Below are 19,062 nucleotides of genomic sequence, written 5' to 3' on the forward strand. Positions count from 1 at the left end.
GCGGAGCGTTCTGTAAGTCTGTGAAGGGGGACCCGTGAGGGCCCCTGGAGATATCAGAAGTGAGAATGCTGACATGAGTAACGATAAAGAGTGTGAGAGACACTCTCGCCGAAAGTCCAAGGGTTCCTGCTTAAAGTTAATCTGAGCAGGGTTAGCCGGCCCCTAAGGCGAGGCCGAAAGGCGTAGTCGATGGGAACCACGTTAATATTCGTGGGCCTGTGGGTAGTGACGGATCGCGTGTATTGTAAGGTCTTATTGGATTGATCTTGCAGTGAAGCGGTTCCAGGAAATAGCTCCCACATATAGACCGTACCCTAAACCGACACTGGTGGACTGGTAGAGAATACCAAGGCGCTTGAGAGAACTGCGTTGAAGGAACTCGGCAAATTGCACGCGTAACTTCGGAAGAAGCGTGACCCCTTTTTAGGCAACTAGATGGGGGTGGCACAGACCAGGGGGTAGCGACTGTTTACCAAAAACACAGGGCTCTGCGAAGTCGCAAGACGACGTATAGGGTCTGACGCCTGCCCGGTGCTGGAAGGTTAAGAGGAGAGGTGCAAGCCTTGAATTGAAGCCCCAGTAAACGGCGGCCGTAACTATAACGGTCCTAAGGTAGCGAAATTCCTTGTCGGGTAAGTTCCGACCTGCACGAATGGCGTAACGACTTCCCCGCTGTCTCCAACGCAGACTCAGTGAAATTGAATTCCCCGTGAAGATGCGGGGTTCCTGCGGTTAGACGGAAAGACCCCGTGCACCTTTACTATAGCTTTACACTGGCATTTGTGGCGACATGTGTAGGATAGGTGGTAGACTTTGAAGCTTGGACGCCAGTTCGAGTGGAGTCATCCTTGAAATACCACCCTTATCGTCATAGATGTCTAACTGCGACCCGTATATCCGGGTCCAGGACCGTGTATGGTGGGTAGTTTGACTGGGGCGGTCGCCTCCTAAAGAGTAACGGAGGCGCGCGATGGTGGGCTCAGAACGGTCGGAAATCGTTCGTCGAGTGCAATGGCATAAGCCCGCCTGACTGCGAGACAGACAAGTCGAGCAGAGACGAAAGTCGGTCATAGTGATCCGGTGGTCCCGTGTGGAAGGGCCATCGCTCAACGGATAAAAGGTACGCCGGGGATAACAGGCTGATGACCCCCAAGAGTCCATATCGACGGGGTTGTTTGGCACCTCGATGTCGACTCATCGCATCCTGGGGCTGGAGCAGGTCCCAAGGGTATGGCTGTTCGCCATTTAAAGCGGTACGTGAGTTGGGTTCAGAACGTCGTGAGACAGTTCGGTCCCTATCTGCCGTGGGTGTAGGAATATTGATAGGATCTGTCCCTAGTACGAGAGGACCGGGATGGACGTATCTCTGGTGGATCTGTTGTCGTGCCAACGGCATAGCAGAGTAGCTATATACGGACGGGATAACCGCTGAAGGCATCTAAGCGGGAAACCCACCTAAAAACGAGTATTCCCTATCAGAGCCGTGGAAGACCACCACGTTGATAGGCCGGATGTGGAAGTGCAGTAATGCATGCAGCTGACCGGTACTAATAGCTCGACTGACTTGATTGTTCTCATTCTCAATATCCATCAGCGACGACCAAAGGTCGTCGATGATAGGATTGTTTGCTCTCACGCCTAATTCACTTCGTGAATGGCTCCGAGAGGCGCGGTATAAACCGCGACGGCCAGTCGGCCTTGCGAACACAATTGTGTTCGACACGCCACTGACTGAAAACTTTGCACGAAAAACCCAGCTTCTTATTTGTTTCTGTGCGCTTTGCTGACCTGGTGGTTATGGCGGAGCGGCTGCACCCGATCCCATTCCGAACTCGGCCGTGAAACGTTCCAGCGCCAATGGTACTTCGTCTTAAGACGCGGGAGAGTAGGTCGCTGCCAGGTCTGCAAAACGCACAAAACAATAATCTCACAATCAATACAAAACAAATCATTCAAAACGCTCAAAGCGTTCAAAAATATCAAGCCAGAAATTATAATGTTAAACTGGCTAATAGCCTTTAAGCAAATATGCTCAAAAGCTGAAATAAAGGGCTATGGAGCAGCCCGTTCGGCCGGTAATTGATAATCAATCAATTGCTTTCCGGTCTCACCTCATCAGGCTACGCCTGACTGCGCTCCCGGGCTCAAGACCCGACATTCTTTGACGCGGGGTGGAGCAGCCCGGTAGCTCGTCAGGCTCATAACCTGAAGGCCGCAGGTTCAAATCCTGCCCCCGCAACCAAAATCAAAAAAAAATCAGAACATAAGCTGCAACAATAAATAAACACCGAATCTAATCGATCGGGGATATGCGTGTTTCCAAAAAGCTGAAGATGATTTCTTAAGCGTGGTCTGTGTAATTAAGCACAGAATGCATTATGTTATGTGATTAAGTTCTTGTAATTTTATAGAGCTGAATGGCATGAATGTTTATGCGCTTAATTATTGTATGTTTTTCATTCTTGTTTTCAACGGTAGCTTTCGCACAGGATTGTGTGGTTCTGTTACATGGTCTTTCACGATCTGAATCGTCATTTTATATGATGGAAGAAACACTGCAGTCTTTTAATTATAAGGTTGTAAATCAAACTTACCCATCCAATGAGAAGCCGATTGAAGACTTAATAAGTCATGTTGGTAAATCGGTACAAGCTTGCGGTGAAGTTGAGAAACTTCACTTTGTAACCCATTCACTGGGAGGCATTTTACTACGTGCTTGGCTGCAGCAGAACCGTCCTAAAAATCTTGGACGTAGTGTAATGCTCGGTCCTCCAAATCACGGTTCAGAAATCGTTGATAATTTTGCTGATCTACAGCTTTTTGAAATATTGACAGGCCCGGCCGGCCAGCAACTAGGTACTGCAGAAGATAGTATACCGAATTCGCTTGGGCCTGCAGATTTTGAAGTGGGTATTATTGCCGGTAATATGTCACTTAATCCAGTTTTAGCTATGCTGTTTTCAGGCCCTAATGACGGTAAAGTATCTATTGAAAGTACGAAGCTGGATGGTATGACTGATCATATTGTTTTGCCGGTTACGCATACATTTATGATGAACAATCCGCTGGTTATTGCGCAAGTATTACATTTTTTGAGTAGCGGTAAGTTTGATCATGCACTGACACTTCGTGAATTGTTTAAACGGCATTTAGCCGATTAAACAATTCTTTTGCTTTAAAAATCTGTAATGCGGGCTTTATAATCGCCGACCGATACGTGAAAGTACAATGACCGGCAGCATACCAATAACAACAATGGCTAAAGCGGCAATCGCTGCCTCCTCATAGGTGCCGCGTGCAGCTTCACCGTAAAGATGTGTTGCCAGAGTTTCTACATTTAAGGAGCGCAGCAGCAAGGTTGCTGGCAGTTCTTTCACGCAGTCGACAAAAACCAGTAAAGCTGCAGCACTCAATGCCGTTTTGGATAATGGCAGATGAATGCGCCGGAACGTTCCGGTTGCCGTTTCGCCCAATGTGCGGGTTGCCTGATCGAACGACATCGGAATACGGTTAAAACCGGCCTCAATACTACCAGCCGAGATTGCCAAAAAACGCACCATATAAGCATATATCAGTGCCGCACCGGAACCCAGCAGCAGTAAGCCTACAGGGATATTAAACCAGTCCATGGCCAGCTGGTTGGCTAATCGGTCAAAGCTACCGGCAATAATAAGCACGCCAATTGCAACCACCGTTCCGGGCGCTGCATAGCCCATTGTTGAAAATCGGTAGAACCATTGAGAAGCATGGCCAGGACGTAAACGCATAGCATAGGCAGCTATCAGACCGAAAATCAGTGTGACGATGGTTGCTGTTGCGGCCAGAGTAATTGTATTGAGTGCCTCATTGTATAATCGTGGTGAAATGCCTGCAAAACGCACACGCTTCCATGCTTCAACTATGAGATAAATTGCGGGGAATACGAAGCCGAATAGTACCGGTAAAGCACCGCTGCCAAATAGCAGCAGGCCACGTAAACTGCCGACTTTGTAAGGTGTAAAATTATGACTACGTCGGGCACTGGTCGTGAAGCGCTGTTTGCGTCTAGCCCAACGTTCCAGTGAAACAAGAAATACAACAATGAGGAGTAGTGCTAACGCAATTTGCGCCGCTCCAGGCAGATCAGATCTGGTGACCCAAGTCGTATAGATTGAGACTGTTAATGTACGAACACCCAGAAATTCGGCGGCGCCGATATCGTTGAGTGTTTCCATCAAAGCAAGGCTGATGCCAACTGCGATTGCAGGACGTGCCATAGGGAGCGCAACACGCCAGAATATGGCATTGCGGCTGACACCTAAGGTGCGGGCTGCATCAATGAGCGTTGAAGACTGGGTGAGGAACATGGCCCGTGTCGGGATATACACATAGGGATAAAGCACAAAGCCCAAAAGCAGGATACACCCCGCCATAGAGCGGATATCTGGCAGGCGCAGATCACGGGGGCTTGCATAGCCTAAAACGTCACGCAAAGCGCTTTGCACAGGACCGATCGGGTGCAAGATATCGAGATAAGCATAAGCGATGATATAGGTTGGAACTGCAAGCGGCAGCAGCAGTGCCCATTCAAGTATTTTGCGGCCACGAAAATCATAGGCAGTTACCAGCCATGCGGCAGAAGTACCAAGAACGGCAACAATTATACCGACGCCACCGAGCAGAATAATGGTGTCGACAAATGCAACAGGCAGTGTTGTTGAGAGCAGGTGTGACCACAATCCCTCAGAACCCTGCATAGCCTGAAATGCCAGAGCGATTACCGGCAGCAAGACCAGAGCAGCACTGATGGCTGACAGAATGAGCCAGATCGATCCGGCGCGGGAGAACCGGCTTTTAACGTGCATGGGTGGCATATAACTGCTCGACATTGGCTAGAGCGGGTAACGATCAGTTTGGATCGCAGCGCTCGCTCTAGATTCCAGATTTATCGCATTTTCATACCTATCAAGTTGATTCAACTTAATAGTGAAATGCTCTAAAATAAAAAACACCACCGATTTGTAAAAACCGGTGGTGTTTACTTTATTAGTTGTCAAAACCAACTTTGTCGACAAGTTCGCTGGCTTGTTTACGATAGCTGACGATTTCGGTCAGCGGGGTTTTGTCGATTTTCAGCTCTCCGAAAGATTTTACAATCGGATCAACCGGTGCACCGGTTTTGACCGGATATTCAAAATTAGCTTCAGCATAGATTTTCTGTGCTTCGTCAGAAATCAAATATTCAAGAAGCTTCACAGCCGCATCTTTGTTCTTGGCATGTTTGGCAAGGGATGCGCCACTGATATTAACCTGCGTGCCACCATCTTTGAATGTTGGCAGAATAACATTGATGCTGTTACCCCAGTTCACCTGCTCTTCGCCGCCCTTACCGGAACGCATCAGGCCAACATAATAAGAGTTGGCCACAGCAAGGTCACAAATGCCACCAGCAATGTCTTTAGCGCCGTCACGGTCACCACCGGCTGCTTTGCGCGCCAGATTGGCTTTGACGCCGGTCAGCCAGTCTTCAGTTTTTTCAACGCCGTAATGGGCAATATAATCTGCGATCAGCGCGGTATTGTAAGGGTGCTGGCCTGCACGGATACAAATCTTGCCTTTCCATTTCGGATCGGAAAGATCTTCATAATTCAGCGCTGTAACATCAATATCTTTGGCTGCATAAACAACGCGCGCACGCATTGACAGGGCAAACCATTCGCCTTTGTCATCACGCAGCTGCGCGGGAATTGCTTCTTCCAGAATCTTAGAAGATACAGGCTGTGTGAGGCCTTTTTCTTTCAGGTCAATCAGATTGCCAGCATCTACAGTCATCAAAATATCAGCAGGGGAGCTGGCGCCTTCAGTAGCAACACGTTCTGCAAGACCATCTTTGAGAAACACGGTGTTGACGGTAATACCGCTTGATGCCTTAAACGCATCCAGCAATGGCTGGATCAGACCCGGTTCGCGGGTTGTATAGATATTGACTTCTTCGGCAACGGCTGCACCGCTGAGAATGGTTCCGAAAGCCAAGGCCAAGCCTGCTGTTTTATATCCGGTTCTGGTCATTGTACCAAGTGATCCCTGATTGATAAATACGAGTGAAAACTTCAATTATGAGCAATAGTCTCAACTTATTATTGAAGTTTGCAGGTCAGTCAAGGCTATGGGTCTTTAATTACAGAAATTATAGTTATTCCGCAAAAAACAATGCTTTTTCAATATCAAAACGCAGGCGGATTTTCTTGATTCCTGCAGGCAGGCGCAGTGGTGTTCGCATACGCAACGGTTCCGCCAGTTCATCCACCGCCACCAATAATTCTTCCGTATCCCCCATAAAGCTGCGGTTGATAATTGTTCCCTCTACAGTGCTATGGATATCACTATCATCAAGCACCGGATAAATATGGTAAGGGCGCAGATAGAGGGTCAGCGGGCCGTCAGACATATCTGTTTGCGCGGAGGTAAATGTACCCAGCGGAGTTTGAATTGTCTGCCCGCTGGCAGAGCCCGGTATAGAATTGAAATTACAGAAGAAGTCTGCCGCATAGCGGCCATTCGGCTGATCATAAATTTCGTGTGCAGTACCAGCCTGCACAATCTGGCCTGACTTCATCAGCACAATACGATCACCGGCTGATAAGGCCTCTTCAGCATCATGGGTCACAATAATAACAGTCGTACCTAATTTACGCAGCAGGCGAATGGTTTCACTTCGTACTTGCTGGCGTAATCCCTGATCGAGATTGGAGAATGGTTCATCCATCAGCAGAATATCCGGCTCTGGTGCCAGTGCCCGCGCCAGTGCCACGCGCTGTTGTTCACCGCCGGAAAGCATGTGCGGATAACGATTTGCCATATGCGGCAGCCCCACCAGAGTGAGGAGCTCATCGGCGCGTTGCGATGCCGGAATTTTAGGCATTTTACGCAGACCGAACAGTACATTTTGTTTGACTGTCAAATGCGGAAACAGTGCATAATTTTGAAATACCACACCAACACGGCGCTTTTCAGGTTCAATGAAATGCGAAGCATTGACCATGGCCTGACCATTGATAAAAATTGAACCGCTATCGGGTGTATCAATGCCGGAAATGATTTTGAGTAAGGTGGTTTTGCCGCAGCCGGAATGGCCAACTAGGCAAATTACTTCACCGGATGCTACGGACAGCGAAATGTCTTTTACCGCGGTGGTGGAATCGAAATGCCTGCTGACATTGAGAACTTGCAGGGCTGTCTCTTTGTTATCAGCCTGTCCAATATTGTCGTTTGAATGCACTGTCTGACCTGCTTGTTGTGGTTCAAGGCTTCTATAACACCGGTGTAGGCGCTGTGCCACTGAAACCTGACAATGAGCTGAAAGTATTGAGATCTGGTCTGCGCTTTTATCTTAGCAAGTGATTAAGTTTAAAGAATATTAAGTGCCTATTTACCCGTAATTGATATAGACTTTAATGTTAAGGCAAGCGTCTTTGATGTGTGCGGCTATGTTGAAAAGGTCCGAGCACGTGCCGTGGACTGATTGGCATCGCGCATCCTCGATCAGGCTATTTGGGGGCAGAGTGATATTTCATGGCGGTGCATGTCGAGGATCACAGATTCTATATGCGCGACCTCATACCAGCGGTCGCATTAATTATCGTGCTGCTTGGCAGCCTTGCCGTAGCGGTTCTGAGGCCGACAGGTAAAGACGATCAGTATATTGTTATGGTGGCGCCTGGGCGCAGTCTGACCTCAGTGCTGAACTCAATACAGGCTGCCGAAGGGGCCATTGTTACAATCAATGATACAGCGGGCCTAATCACAGTTTATTCCGAACATAAAGATTTTCCAAGCAGGCTATATCGCGCCGGTGTGTGGCTGGTCTTTGAACCATTGCAACCGGGAGGCTGTCTGGCTCTTCCGCAACGGACAACAGCAGTATGATTTTTGAACTTGACGATCTCCGTACCCGTTTCGGGCGGTTTCTTGTGGTACTGTTCTGGCTGCACGTGCCGCTGCTGGCGGTTGTGGCAGCTCTGACCGGCCATTCTCCACTCTCTGCCATATTGGCAGGCGTAGCACTTGCAGGTACCTATCATCTGTCATGGATCAGGGTCGGTATTGCGCCTGCCACACGCTATATTTCCGGTGTTGCCCTGATGGGCGAGCCGGCACTGATGCTGTATTTTATGAGCGGTCACACATGGCAAATAGACATTCATATGTACTTTTTTGCCATGCTGGCGCTGACGGTTGCATGGTGCGACCGGCGCGCAGTCATTTTTGCGGCATTGGCAGTGGCAGCCCATCATCTGCTGCTTGATTATTTGATGCCACTGGCAGTGTTTCCCGGTGGCAGTGATATCAAACGCGTTTTGCTGCATGCGACCATTGTGGCTTTTCAGTCTGCGGTTTTGGTATGGTTCGGTAATATGCTCGTTGATTGCTTTAACCGCATCAATGCGATGCGTAATGAAATCCTTGCCAAGAATGCGACACTGGAAGAGCGTACCCGCGAGGCTGAATCGGCGAGTAAATCCAAAAGCATGTTTCTGGCCAATATGAGCCATGAAATCCGTACGCCGATGAATGCCATTCTGGGCTTTTGCCACCTTGTACTGCGTACAGATCTTGATCTGCGCCAGAAAGAATATGTATCTAAAATCAGCAATGCCAGCACTGCATTGCTGCGCCTGATCAATGACATTCTCGACTTTTCTAAAAATGAGGCCGGCAAGCTTTCCCTTGAAAAACGTCCGTTTAACCTGCGTTCATCTTTGCAGAGCCAGCTGAATCTGGCAGCAATCAATGCTGAAAATAAAGGTGTGCGGATTGAAACAGTGATTGATGAAACTGTACCGCTGATACTTGTTGGTGATGAAATGCGCCTTAATCAGGTGCTGCTCAATCTCGTTAGCAATGCCGTTAAATTTAGTGATAAAGGCAATGTTACTGTTGCGGTAGAGGCAGTTGAGATTGTTGCGGAAAATGTGACTTTACGGATTTCCGTCAGTGATCAGGGGATTGGCATGGCTCCCGAACAGCAGGCGCTGCTGTTTAACTCATTCACACAGGCCGATAATTCGATGACACGGCGTTTTGGTGGTACAGGCCTCGGCCTTGCCATTAGTAAGCAGATTATTGAGCAAATGGGCGGCACAATCAGTGTTGAAAGCGTGCAGGGTGAGGGTAGCAAGTTCACCTTCACTGTGCATATGGCTCTTGGTGAATTGCAGGCAGAACTGGAGCGTGTACCCTCTGCACAGGTGGCCGGTTTGCGTATTCTTGTGGCCGATGACAATCCGGCCTCGCGCGAGATTTTACAGGGTATTTTCCAGACATGGGGTATGCAGATTGATCTTGTAGCTTCCGGTGAAGAAGTGCTCGGCGCGCTTGAAAGCGCGCAACGCTCGCCAAAGCCGTATGATCTGGTGCTTCTGGATTGGAAAATGCCAGGGATGGACGGTCTGGAAACGGTGCAGGCAATGCATCTTAATGAAAATCTGATGCCGCTGCCTTATGTTATTATGGTTACAGCTTATGGCAGTGAAGGTTTCCGAGCTGAAACGGAAAGATCAGGCATCGCCGCATTCCTGCCAAAGCCGATCGAGCCCAATGTTCTTTTTGATACGATCACAGACTTGTTTTCTACGGCTGCAGAAACAGCCGCAGCGCAGGCACAAACCGGTCATGAAATTCCGATGGTTGCCTCGCAATTGCGCGGTTTAACGGTTCTTCTTGCCGAAGACAGCGCGATTAACCGCGAGATTGCCGTCGAATTATTGCAAGATGCAGGTCTTATTGTTGATACGGCTGAAAACGGCAAGATCGCCTATGAGCTCGCTGTTAAGGAGCCGTTAGTTTATGCCGGAGTTCTGATGGATATTCAGATGCCGGAGATGGACGGAATTGAAGCAACCTTATCGATCCGCAAAAAATGGCCGAATGATAAATTACCGATTATTGCAATGACCGCGCATGCCTATGAAGAAGAGCGGCAGAAGTGTTTTGCGGCCGGGATGGACGATCATCTTGCCAAGCCTGTTGATCCGTTTTTATTGGTACGTACACTGGATCGCTGGCTTAAGCCGCGCAGCAAGACCGCCGCAGAGCTGAGTTCTTTTGGTGCCTCTGACGCTGTTCAACCTCCGCAGGAACTGCCGGATATGTTGTCGCCATTCGATATTCAAAAAGCTTTGATGCGGATGAATGGTAAAAAACCTCTGCTGCGCAAGTTGATCATTGATTTCGGCCGCAAATTTGCTGATTCAGTGCCTGAATTGCATGCCCAGATTGGTCGTGGTGCGCTAGATGAGGCGCGGCGGAATGCACATACGCTAAAAGGCGTTGCAGGCTCGCTTGAACTTGCTGATGTTTATGAAAGTGCTGCCAAAGTGGAGGCGGCGATTGCGCAAGGCGAAGTCAGTGTAGCCAATACGCTGATTACAGATCTTGAGCAGGCGCTTAAACCGGCAATTACAGCAGCGCGCAGTCTTGATGCTGTTGCTGTGGCAGAGAAGACTGCACAGGCCATTCAGGCAGATAATGCGGTTGTGCAGACTGAAATTGCGGCATTTCGCGGTTTGCTGGAGCGACGCAGCCTGAAAGCGCGCAGTCAATTTGAAGCTCTGGCTCAAACACTCGGTATGACAGGCGCAGCGATGCAGGCTCATCCGATAAAGGCCGCCCTTGATAGTCTTGATTATAATCGTGCTCTGACGCTGCTGAACGACGCGTTCGCACCGGATATGCACGCCGGAGAAGAATGATGAAAAACCGGTCAGTCATCCTGATTGTGGATGATGAAATCTCGAATATCGAGATTATGAGCGCAGCATTAGAAGATGATTATGAGGTGTGTTTTGCCACTTCAGGCGAGGAAGCCTTGGCGGTTGCGCAGTCCGTGCTGCCGGATCTGGTGTTACTTGACGTTCTGATGCCGGGTATTGATGGCTATGAAGTCTGCAGAAGGCTGAAAAAAGAGCGGTTGCTTGCGGATATTCCGGTCATTTTTACCACCGGATTGAATGATCAGGAAGCGGAAGTGCGCGGCCTTTCTGTCGGTGCAATCGATTATGTCACCAAGCCAATTCAGCCGGTTATTTTGCGTGCCCGTGTTGCTAATCATGTTGAGTTGAAACGTTTGCGCGATCAGCTTGCACAGATGGCGGTGACGGATGCCTTGACGGGTATCAGTAATCGCAGACATCTGGAGCAGACATTAGAGCGCGAGACTGCCAAGCTTGCCAGCACCGGCGAGTGGCTGTCTGTGATTATGGTGGATATCGATTGCTTTAAATCGTTCAATGATACATTTGGCCATCCGGCTGGCGACCGTTGTCTTGCTATGGTGGCTGCGGCGCTGACACGCGCGGTGCATCTGGCCTCTGATCTGGCTGCGCGTTATGGCGGCGAAGAATTTGTGTGCGTGTTACCGGGGCGGGATTTGGAAGCGGCGCTCGAGGTTGCCAGAGATATTCAGGTGCAGGTAAATTCGCTTAATATTCCGCATCCTGTTTCTACGGTCAGTCCCAATGTGACCGTTAGCCTTGGCGTGGCATCGGCATGTTGTCTGCCGGATATGACCGCATCGCAATGGATGGCGCATGCTGATCGTCAGCTCTATTTGAGCAAGCGCGCTGGTCGTAATGAAATTTTCAGTACGGTGTTTACCGCGCAGGAAGATGGTTTTGCGACGGATTGAAAATCGGGACAAAAGACTTTGTAATGCAAAAGCGGCTTACAGTTTTATAAACACTGTAAGCCGCTTTTTTTAATTCAGATTATAATGCGGCAAGCAGTGCCTGTTCGTTTTTTGGCAGGCGATAGACTGCACGCGCGTAATCAGCGCTAATTTGCATATCATCCAAGGGCTGATCACAGGTCAGTAAAACAGCCTGTTTTTCGATGCCAAGATCACGTAGCTGAAATGGCGTGCCGTGGCCATATTCCAGATGGCCTTTGCCAATAATCCCAATAATTAAGCCGGCTTCTTTATCATGCAAGGCCTGTACAATATTACAGGCAAAGGCTCGATCCCAAACCTGTTGCGCACGGACAAAGCGATCATATTCCGGTGATGAGGCATCTTTGCCCGCCATCCAGCTCGGGCCGCCATTGGTAATGCGCATCAGATATTCACGATAAGCTTTGGTTGCCGGTTTCGCCGGTGTCAGCCCGTCACGCTCTTCAACCGGCACTGCGTCCCAACCTTCTTTTCCAACGCGCGTTACCAGCGGGCGATGACAGTTCAGTGCCAGCATCCGCACACCCGCTTCACGGCAGAAGCGAAAAATAGGCATATAAAGCTCACTGTCAAAACGCCAGACACTGTCCCATTCTGCCGTTTCCAGAAAGTTCTTTTCATCCATCTCACCGGCAATCCATGTATCCAGCACCGGCTGCAAACGCCGCGGAAACATTTCAAATCCGACTGCAATATCCTGACGGTGTGCAAGCAGGCCACTGCAAATGCTTAGCTGCCAGCGGTGAATATCATAGCGGTCATGATATTCACCAAGCAGAACCACCTGTTGCTCTGCCATGTCTTTCATCAGTTGGGGATAGTCAATCAGATGTTTCTGTGCCGGATCAAACCATGTGGTTTGCGGATGGCAGATCATCGTATCACTCATAGAGCCGCACCATCCGTGTTCAACAGGGTTACAATCAGGCCAAGTACTTTCTGCTCTGTATTATATGCTGAATAGGCCATACCTTCAGTTGTTTGCTGCTGCTGCCAGCCATGCACGCTGTTGCCTTTGAGATGCAGATGGAAGTCGCCAACCATAACATTGATGAAGCCCATTGATGGTTTAATTGCTGGCATTGTGCCCTGCCACTGCTGATGAAAATGCGGTAGTTTCAGTTCAATACGCACAGATGCTGCTTCTGCCTCTGCACGTTTAAACGGCTCGAAACCACCATCTTCATCGCTGATTTCCTTGCGCTCGGTAGCGCTTGTATCTTTTACCTCTTCAGGCAGCGCAGTTCCGGTGCCAAATTCTGCGATAGCAGCGTCAAATGCCTCTAGCCCGTCAAAGCCGATGACACTGGCAACGATTTCACCGTCTGTGCCAAGCATATCAATCCGCGGATAGCACTTGTCACCCATGATGCTGGTGCGGTCGATGATGATCTTTTTCACGGCCGTTGCATCAATGCTGCTGTGATGCTCTGCACCGCTGATGACAATGCGACCTTTGGCAAGGCTAACGGTCTCTACTGTTCCGATACGCTCATGCGTGGCGCCCAGACTTTTGGAGTTGACCATCAATTTACCGATTGCAGGCAGTTTCTGCAGCAATCTATAGGCATCAATATTCAAATGTTCGCGAGGATTACTCATATAAGGTACTTTCGTGGTCGTGGTCATGCTGCAGCAAATGCAGGCACAGACAGGATATTCAGATCGATGATACGCGGAGTTATCGTTGTATCGATTGCCGAATGGGCAATGATCACGATGGTTGTTTCAGGCAGGCGGGCGCGTAAAAGCTGCAGCAGTTGATTTTCTGCCTGCTTGTCGAGTGAGGAGGTGGCTTCATCCAGAAACAGCCATTGCGGCTTTTGTAATAATGCGCGGGCAAGGGAGAGGCGTTGCAATTCACCTCCTGAAAGACTGGCTACCATTAGCGGGTGGCCTTGCGCCTCGTTTTCCAGTGCAACGACGGAACTGCCGGTGAGCCCGACATCGGCCAGCGCTTGCGCAAGATCGGTGCGGCTAAACTTATCAACCGTATGGGGGTAGCTCACAGCCGTATAAAGGTCAGATTGCGGGAAATACGGCTTTTGCGGCAAAAACAATGCATGCTGTAAATTGGCGCTGATACTGCCGGAGCCATGAGGCCAGAAGCCTGCCAAAGCACGGTAAAATGTCGATTTACCAAAGCCGGACGGTGCACGCAGCCAGACCGTTTCACCTTTGTTGATTGAGAGCTGGTCGAGCTGCAAAAGCAACTGGCCATTGGGGGTTGTTAGATGTAAATCATTGATCTGCAACGTTTCATCGGCATGCGGACTATGTAAAATATTCGAGCGACGTTGGGCTGCATCCTGAGCGGCGTTGAGAAACACATCGAGGCGGCCTGCGGTTGCAGCCAGATCCGCCAGCCGTTTATAATAGAAAATGAACCAAGACAGCGTGGTGGCAACATTGCTGAAGGCGCCGGCAACCTGCATCAACCCGCCCAATGTGACGCTTTTTGCCAGATAGGCCGGCAGTGCAACAAACATCGGAATACGTAAAATTGTAAACTGATAGGGGGTGGTAAAGCAGCCCAGCCAGAATTCCCGGATAATCAGATGTCGCCAATTGGAGCGCACATGGCCAAAGCGGCGATCCAGCAAATCACGTTCGGCAGTTTCACCACGCAGCAGCGCAACCTCCTCTGTTGACTGGCGCAAGCGTGCAAGCGAAAACCGAAAATCTGCTTCGCGTTTCTGCTGTGCCTCAAACAGTTTTTTCAATGGCTTGCCGAGGGTGTAAGTCAGGCAGGTTGACAGCGCGACATAGATGAAAACTGCCCAAACCATATAGCGCGGAATAGTGATATCAAACCCCAGCAGGGTAAAGTTGAGCGCGAAGCTTGAAAGCGTCCAGAGCAATATCAGATAAGAAAACAGGCCGGTCACACGGCCGATCACATCTATACCTTCATTCAGGAAACCGCGTACAAATAACCGACAGTCATCAGCAATGCGCTGGTCCGGATTGTCCACATCACGGCTGCATTCGCCCTGTGTAAGATGCCAATAAGCTTTGTTGGTAAACCACAGATCAAGCGCTTTACCGGTCAGTACTTCCCGCCAGCGTATTTCCAAAACACTCTGATAATATTTTCCGATCAGGCTGCGAGAAGAGTTACACGCGACAATGATTGCAAAAATGCCGATCTGGCTGATAACAGCCGTGCTGTCGATTTTTTCAAGTGCGTTATAAAAATCGGCTGTCCAGCTAATCATGCGGATGGTGAAATAAATTCCCGCAAGATCAAGCGCTATAATCAGCGCAAGCAGAAAAGCACTGAATTTGGCGCCGGTGCCGGAAAGGCAGAGGCGGGCAAGCCGGTAAATTTGCCGAAAAATATGCATGATGCTGAGCCTGAGATGATGACAGTTTATGACTAAAGCCTGCCGCAAAAACGTGTGCGGCAGGCTTTAAAGATCAGAAACGTACAGTTGCGCCGAGCTTATAGGTACGTCCTGGTGCAACCTGCATTTCAAGCGGGTTCTGGTTGGCCACAGCACTTGAAGCCGGTGTGTTCAGATAGTTTCCGGCCAGCGTATTCGGAAAGTAGCGCTTGTCGAAAATATTCTGCACACCCAAATTGACGTCAATCATATCTGTGGGCTTCCACTTGGCATAAACATCAAAAACAGCATAACCGGCAGGCTTGTAAGCATCAGGATCGGCACGGCGGCTGACACCTTTGGCAAAGGTGCCGATCACCTCTGTTTCTAGTTTCCAGTCTGGTATCAGATAGCGCAGACCGGCAACCGCGCTGAGAGGGGACGCGCCGTCAAAAGCTGTTTTTTCGGAGCCGGCATCCACGCGCTGCGAGCCGCGCTGATAAGAGAGAGCAGCATTGGCAAAGAGGTTGTTATAAACCTCATATTCACCGCCAAGCTCAATGCCCCAAACCTGTACACTGTCGACATTGTCCGAGGTGTAGCGATCTGTAGCGCCTGCCACTGGCTGCAAACTACGGATAAAATCTTTATAATCGGCATAGAAGCCTGTGACGCTGAAGTAACCGCGATCGAGCTCTCCGCGAATACCGGCTTCATAGCTGCGTACAAATTCAGGCTTCAAATCTGGATTGGGAATAACTTCAACCATGCCGGTCGAGCCAATAGAAAGCGACGAGATAAATAATTGCTGTGATGTCGGCATTTTAAAGCCTTCACCATAGGAGCCGTAAAGCGAGTAGGTGTCGCTGAGCTTATAAGTGGTGCTCAAACGTTTGATCAGGCGTGTGGTGTTGATTTTATGTGGCTCATAGCCTGGCAGCGGCACATAGTTCTCATCTTTTGACGGATCAATAGAATAGCTTGCAAGGCGTAAACCCGGCGTGATTGTCCAGCGCTCATCAAGCAGTTTAATCTCATCCTGCAGGAAAAGATCAGCGCGTGTTGTATTCACACGGGGGAAGTTGAAACCTTTATTATGACCGGTTACTGACGAGCCATCGGTCAGATTATTGGTAATATCAGTGCCCTCATAAGTGGTTTTAGTGAAGTCGCCGTCAAAGCCGTAAATAAGCTTATGATCACTGGCACCAAGGCTGAAACTGGAGGTCAGCTGTAAATCAGCTTCGATAAATTCTTCGCCATAATTGCGAATTTGAATGCGTTGCTCTTTACGGGTTGCATAGCTGCGCAACTGCTCACTCAGTGTATCGCGCTTTTGCGGGGAATAAGAGAACTTCCACTTAACTTCATCAAGCCAGGCTTTATCAACCTGCCACTCATGCTCCAGAGCAAAGCGGTAGCGGCGCATTTCCAGATCACGGTCCCAGCTGTCTGAGTTATAACCCATCATTGCAGAGGAGGAATCATAAACCTGATCAATGGATGTTTCACGGTCGAACCATTCGCCGGTCAGCATCAGTTTATGATCAGTATTCGGGGTCCATTGCAGTTTCATCAACCCGTTATAAGCGCTGGTATCTGCTGGAAACGGCTTGTTACATGGCCAGATATCCTGACGCGGGCAGCCCCAGATACCACCATCAGCATAGCCTTTGCGGTTTTCAATTTCTGATGAGCCGACATGACCGAAAGAGCCGAGAATTTTAAAATCACCTGCCTGCGCAGCAGCAGTGATCTGCTTACGGAAGCTGCTGTCATAGCTGTCATAGCCCAGTTTAATTTCGCCGCCCCAAGGTCTGTCGCCCTGTAAAATATCTTCAGGGTCAATTGTGCGGAAGGAGACAACGCCACCCAATGCATCTGCGCCTGAAAGAACCGAATTGGGCCCGCGAATAATTTCAATGGCTTTCATATTGAACGGATCTACAAAATCACGGCTGCCATCGGTGATCTGTTCCTGAATGCGTGATCCGTCAACCAGCATCTGTACACGATTGCCGCCAACGCCGCGGATGGAAAAGCTGTTCAGCTGGCCAAAAGGGTTGGTCATTGACGTAGTGCGATTGACGCTGACACCTGGTTCATAACGCACCATGTCTTGAATATCGCGCACTACGCGGCGCTCCAGATCAGCGCCGCTGATAATATTTACAGTCATTGGTATATCTAAAACACTGCCTGCTGTGCGTGCTGCTGTGATTGTAATCTGACGAAGCGTGATCTGCTCTTGCTCTGACAGGCTGGCGCTTGCGTTTTTATCTTGCTTATCAATATTTGTTTGCGCTGGTTGCTGCTGTGCCAGTGACACATGCGTTGATGCAATGACACAGCTGCCAAGCAAAACCAGCTGAAAGCCTGCTAAAACTGAAGAATTTTTTTTCATGAAGAAAGCCGTCCCCGCCAGATAAAATCTATGGTCACAATAAACATGAGTCGTTTTGTCATGTTTATTGTTTTGCGATAGGCTTGATGCGACATTCTGTCAAGAGTTTAAATTAAAGAGGCATATATGAGGGCGTACCTATGCACTTTGCCCGACACAAAATTTGTGGGCATTATCAAAAAACAAATTGCGGCAGGAGCTTTAAATTGTTCAGGATTTAGCGTTGAGACTTTTCATAGCGTTTAATAAGGCGGTCTCTTTTTAACCGCGATAGTCTTTGAATCCAAAATATACCATCAAGCTGATCAATTTCGTGCTGATGACAGACGGCTAACAGACCGTCGGATTCTTCACTATGCTCATTGCCGAGCACATCCTGATAGCGGATGCGAATACGGGCATGGCGCTCGATATCTTCCACAACGCCCAGCATGGATACGCTGCCTTCGGTGTGACGAATGAGGTCATCAGATGTCCAGATGATTTCAGGATTAATATAGATTTTGACGCCGTGCTCTGCTGATAATTCAAGAACCACGATGCGCTTTAAAATGCCGATATGCGGAGCCGTAATACCAATACCGGGGGCTGCGCGCATAGTATCGAGCAAATCATTGGTGAGCGCCCGTAATGCATCGTCAAACAGAGTTACAGGCTGGGCAAATTCGCGTAAACGCTGATCCGGATATTTTACAAGTGTACGAACGGGCATCGGTTTTCTGTGCTGTTAATTGGAGCTAGCGTTAATAGCATCATTATATGCCTGCAAACCAGCATGAAGACTATAGGCGCAAGTTGTTAAATTATTCACGATTGGTTCATAGTTTATACTCTGCCGTTGAGATATAAATTACCTGCATCCGGAATTGTTCCAGAGAAGAGTTGAGAAAACAAGGGGATACACGCTGCGCCAATAGCGCCACCTTTTACCCCGAGGTGTGATGCTCGAACTGGCGCAATAGCCAGCCCCCTTGATGGTCCTTCTATTGGGCGGGACATCACTCTATCTACAAGCTGATGATTGAGTGTTTCTGGTAATCTTCCGCCAATGATTATGACGGCTGGATCGAAAAAACCGGTAACTGCCCGAATTGCAAAACGCAACTGTTCGCTGGCGCGCTCAACCCACAGTTCCATAAAAGGTTGTGCTTTTTCCGATAGCGCATTTAGCGCTCCAAAATCCTCTAATAAAAAGCCATGGGATGCGACCAACTGTAGCTTACAAACTGTGCAAACACATCATCTTTGAACCAGCGCTCATTCAAGAGGTCAATACAAAAGTGTTGGCGTGCATAATGTTCAGTACTAAAATTCAAACCACCGAAAACGGTTTCAGCTTCGCCATCGTGCGCGCTCTTATAAATTTTGATAAGAACGCGCATATGCGCGATGTATTTACTGTCGGTGCTCGCTTTAATTTCTTACGATGCAATCTTAACTTTCAAGCTCGCGCGCCCATTTTTCGGTTGCTGTTTGGCTATCAAATGATTTGCAGCGGCGCTTCATACCTCGCCTTCGGACTTGTGCTTGCCAACGGCCCCTTAGTTTCCAATGGTAGCCATTGCGTGATCTCCAATATGTATTGAAGGTCACGCGTAGAACGTCCTGGATGGAGAGCCAAGTGA

The 19,062-nt window shown here is 49.1% G+C and carries 14 protein-coding genes, 1 tRNA gene and 2 rRNA genes (1 of these 17 cut by a window edge); 8 read left to right on the forward strand and 9 right to left on the reverse strand.

Annotated elements, in window-relative coordinates:
- The 4 genes from MP213Fo_RS09080 to MP213Fo_RS09095 form a co-directional block, all read left to right on the forward strand.
- Positions 1-1,572: ribosomal RNA gene (locus MP213Fo_RS09080) — 23S ribosomal RNA — on the forward strand; it begins 1,237 nt to the left of the window's first position.
- 215 nt (positions 1,573-1,787) lie between these two features.
- Positions 1,788-1,902 (forward strand): 5S ribosomal RNA (gene rrf / locus MP213Fo_RS09085).
- A gap of 263 nt (positions 1,903-2,165) precedes the next feature.
- Positions 2,166-2,242 (forward strand) — tRNA-Met (locus MP213Fo_RS09090).
- 298 nt (positions 2,243-2,540) lie between these two features.
- Positions 2,541-3,161: an esterase/lipase family protein gene (locus MP213Fo_RS09095; protein WP_421088720.1), complete on the forward strand. Its 621-nt coding sequence runs from the start codon at positions 2,541-2,543 to the stop codon at positions 3,159-3,161.
- 36 nt (positions 3,162-3,197) lie between these two features.
- Here MP213Fo_RS09095 and MP213Fo_RS09100 read toward each other — a convergent pair whose 3' ends face one another.
- The 3 genes from MP213Fo_RS09100 to MP213Fo_RS09110 all read right to left on the reverse strand — a co-directional run bounded on the left by MP213Fo_RS09100 (position 3,198) and on the right by MP213Fo_RS09110 (position 7,258).
- Positions 3,198-4,853: an ABC transporter permease gene (locus tag MP213Fo_RS09100; protein WP_421088721.1), complete on the reverse strand. Its 1,656-nt coding sequence runs from the start codon at positions 4,851-4,853 to the stop codon at positions 3,198-3,200.
- A 172-nt stretch (positions 4,854-5,025) separates the two neighbouring features.
- Positions 5,026-6,048, reverse strand: a complete 1,023-nt coding sequence (locus tag MP213Fo_RS09105) for a Fe(3+) ABC transporter substrate-binding protein (protein WP_421088722.1) — start codon at positions 6,046-6,048, stop codon at positions 5,026-5,028.
- Positions 6,049-6,172: 124 nt separating this feature from the next.
- The gene (locus MP213Fo_RS09110) at positions 6,173-7,258 is read right to left on the reverse strand and encodes an ABC transporter ATP-binding protein (RefSeq protein WP_421088723.1); all 1,086 of its coding nucleotides are present in this window, start codon (positions 7,256-7,258) and stop codon (positions 6,173-6,175) included.
- 326 nt (positions 7,259-7,584) lie between these two features.
- Between MP213Fo_RS09110 and MP213Fo_RS09115 the strand changes: the two genes are divergently transcribed.
- The 3 genes from MP213Fo_RS09115 to MP213Fo_RS09125 are packed head-to-tail and all read left to right on the forward strand — an operon-like array spanning position 7,585 to position 11,665.
- Positions 7,585-7,905, forward strand: a complete 321-nt coding sequence (locus MP213Fo_RS09115) for a hypothetical protein (RefSeq protein ID WP_421088724.1) — start codon at positions 7,585-7,587, stop codon at positions 7,903-7,905.
- Positions 7,902-10,730: a response regulator gene (locus MP213Fo_RS09120; RefSeq protein ID WP_421088725.1), complete on the forward strand. Its 2,829-nt coding sequence runs from the start codon at positions 7,902-7,904 to the stop codon at positions 10,728-10,730. The genes MP213Fo_RS09115 and MP213Fo_RS09120 overlap by 4 nt, the downstream gene beginning before the upstream one ends.
- On the forward strand, positions 10,727-11,665 hold the full coding sequence (locus MP213Fo_RS09125) for a diguanylate cyclase (protein WP_421088726.1): 939 nt from the start codon (positions 10,727-10,729) through the stop codon (positions 11,663-11,665). The genes MP213Fo_RS09120 and MP213Fo_RS09125 overlap by 4 nt, the downstream gene beginning before the upstream one ends.
- Before the next feature lie 79 nt (positions 11,666-11,744).
- Here MP213Fo_RS09125 and MP213Fo_RS09130 read toward each other — a convergent pair whose 3' ends face one another.
- The 6 genes from MP213Fo_RS09130 to MP213Fo_RS09155 form a co-directional block, all read right to left on the reverse strand.
- Entirely contained in the window at positions 11,745-12,596 is an 852-nt protein-coding gene (locus MP213Fo_RS09130) for a ChaN family lipoprotein (protein ID WP_421088727.1), read from the reverse strand.
- The gene (locus tag MP213Fo_RS09135) at positions 12,593-13,309 is read right to left on the reverse strand and encodes a hypothetical protein (RefSeq protein WP_421088728.1); all 717 of its coding nucleotides are present in this window, start codon (positions 13,307-13,309) and stop codon (positions 12,593-12,595) included. The genes MP213Fo_RS09130 and MP213Fo_RS09135 overlap by 4 nt, the downstream gene beginning before the upstream one ends.
- Before the next feature lie 23 nt (positions 13,310-13,332).
- Positions 13,333-15,054, reverse strand: a complete 1,722-nt coding sequence (locus MP213Fo_RS09140; RefSeq protein WP_421088729.1) for an ABC transporter ATP-binding protein/permease — start codon at positions 15,052-15,054, stop codon at positions 13,333-13,335.
- A gap of 73 nt (positions 15,055-15,127) precedes the next feature.
- Positions 15,128-17,437, reverse strand: a complete 2,310-nt coding sequence (locus MP213Fo_RS09145) for a TonB-dependent hemoglobin/transferrin/lactoferrin family receptor (protein ID WP_421088730.1) — start codon at positions 17,435-17,437, stop codon at positions 15,128-15,130.
- 217 nt (positions 17,438-17,654) lie between these two features.
- Positions 17,655-18,149: a peptide deformylase gene (locus MP213Fo_RS09150; RefSeq protein WP_421088731.1), complete on the reverse strand. Its 495-nt coding sequence runs from the start codon at positions 18,147-18,149 to the stop codon at positions 17,655-17,657.
- Positions 18,150-18,262: 113 nt separating this feature from the next.
- The gene (locus MP213Fo_RS09155) at positions 18,263-18,649 is read right to left on the reverse strand and encodes a hypothetical protein (protein ID WP_421088732.1); all 387 of its coding nucleotides are present in this window, start codon (positions 18,647-18,649) and stop codon (positions 18,263-18,265) included.
- Positions 18,650-18,732: 83 nt separating this feature from the next.
- Between MP213Fo_RS09155 and MP213Fo_RS09160 the strand changes: the two genes are divergently transcribed.
- The gene (locus MP213Fo_RS09160; RefSeq protein WP_421091175.1) at positions 18,733-19,023 is read left to right on the forward strand and encodes a hypothetical protein; all 291 of its coding nucleotides are present in this window, start codon (positions 18,733-18,735) and stop codon (positions 19,021-19,023) included.
- The last annotated feature ends 39 nt before the right edge of the window (positions 19,024-19,062 follow it).

It is taken from the genome of Pseudochrobactrum mosebachae, from assembly GCF_048914685.1.
Taxonomy (GTDB): domain Bacteria; phylum Pseudomonadota; class Alphaproteobacteria; order Rhizobiales; family Rhizobiaceae; genus Pseudochrobactrum.

Coding starts and splice junctions, on each gene's coding strand:
- MP213Fo_RS09130 (WP_421088727.1), bottom strand. CDS start 12,596: ATGAGTGATACGATGATCTGCCATCCGCAAACCACATGGTTTGATCCG.
- MP213Fo_RS09160 (WP_421091175.1), top strand. CDS start 18,733: ATGTTCAGTACTAAAATTCAAACCACCGAAAACGGTTTCAGCTTCGCC.
- MP213Fo_RS09095 (WP_421088720.1), top strand. CDS start 2,541: ATGATGGAAGAAACACTGCAGTCTTTTAATTATAAGGTTGTAAATCAA.
- MP213Fo_RS09125 (WP_421088726.1), top strand. CDS start 10,727: ATGATGAAAAACCGGTCAGTCATCCTGATTGTGGATGATGAAATCTCG.
- MP213Fo_RS09105 (WP_421088722.1), bottom strand. CDS start 6,048: ATGACCAGAACCGGATATAAAACAGCAGGCTTGGCCTTGGCTTTCGGA.
- MP213Fo_RS09135 (WP_421088728.1), bottom strand. CDS start 13,309: ATGAGTAATCCTCGCGAACATTTGAATATTGATGCCTATAGATTGCTG.
- MP213Fo_RS09140 (WP_421088729.1), bottom strand. CDS start 15,054: ATGCATATTTTTCGGCAAATTTACCGGCTTGCCCGCCTCTGCCTTTCC.
- MP213Fo_RS09150 (WP_421088731.1), bottom strand. CDS start 18,149: ATGCCCGTTCGTACACTTGTAAAATATCCGGATCAGCGTTTACGCGAA.
- MP213Fo_RS09120 (WP_421088725.1), top strand. CDS start 7,902: ATGATTTTTGAACTTGACGATCTCCGTACCCGTTTCGGGCGGTTTCTT.
- MP213Fo_RS09115 (WP_421088724.1), top strand. CDS start 7,585: ATGCGCGACCTCATACCAGCGGTCGCATTAATTATCGTGCTGCTTGGC.
- MP213Fo_RS09145 (WP_421088730.1), bottom strand. CDS start 17,437: ATGAAAAAAAATTCTTCAGTTTTAGCAGGCTTTCAGCTGGTTTTGCTT.
- MP213Fo_RS09100 (WP_421088721.1), bottom strand. CDS start 4,853: ATGCCACCCATGCACGTTAAAAGCCGGTTCTCCCGCGCCGGATCGATC.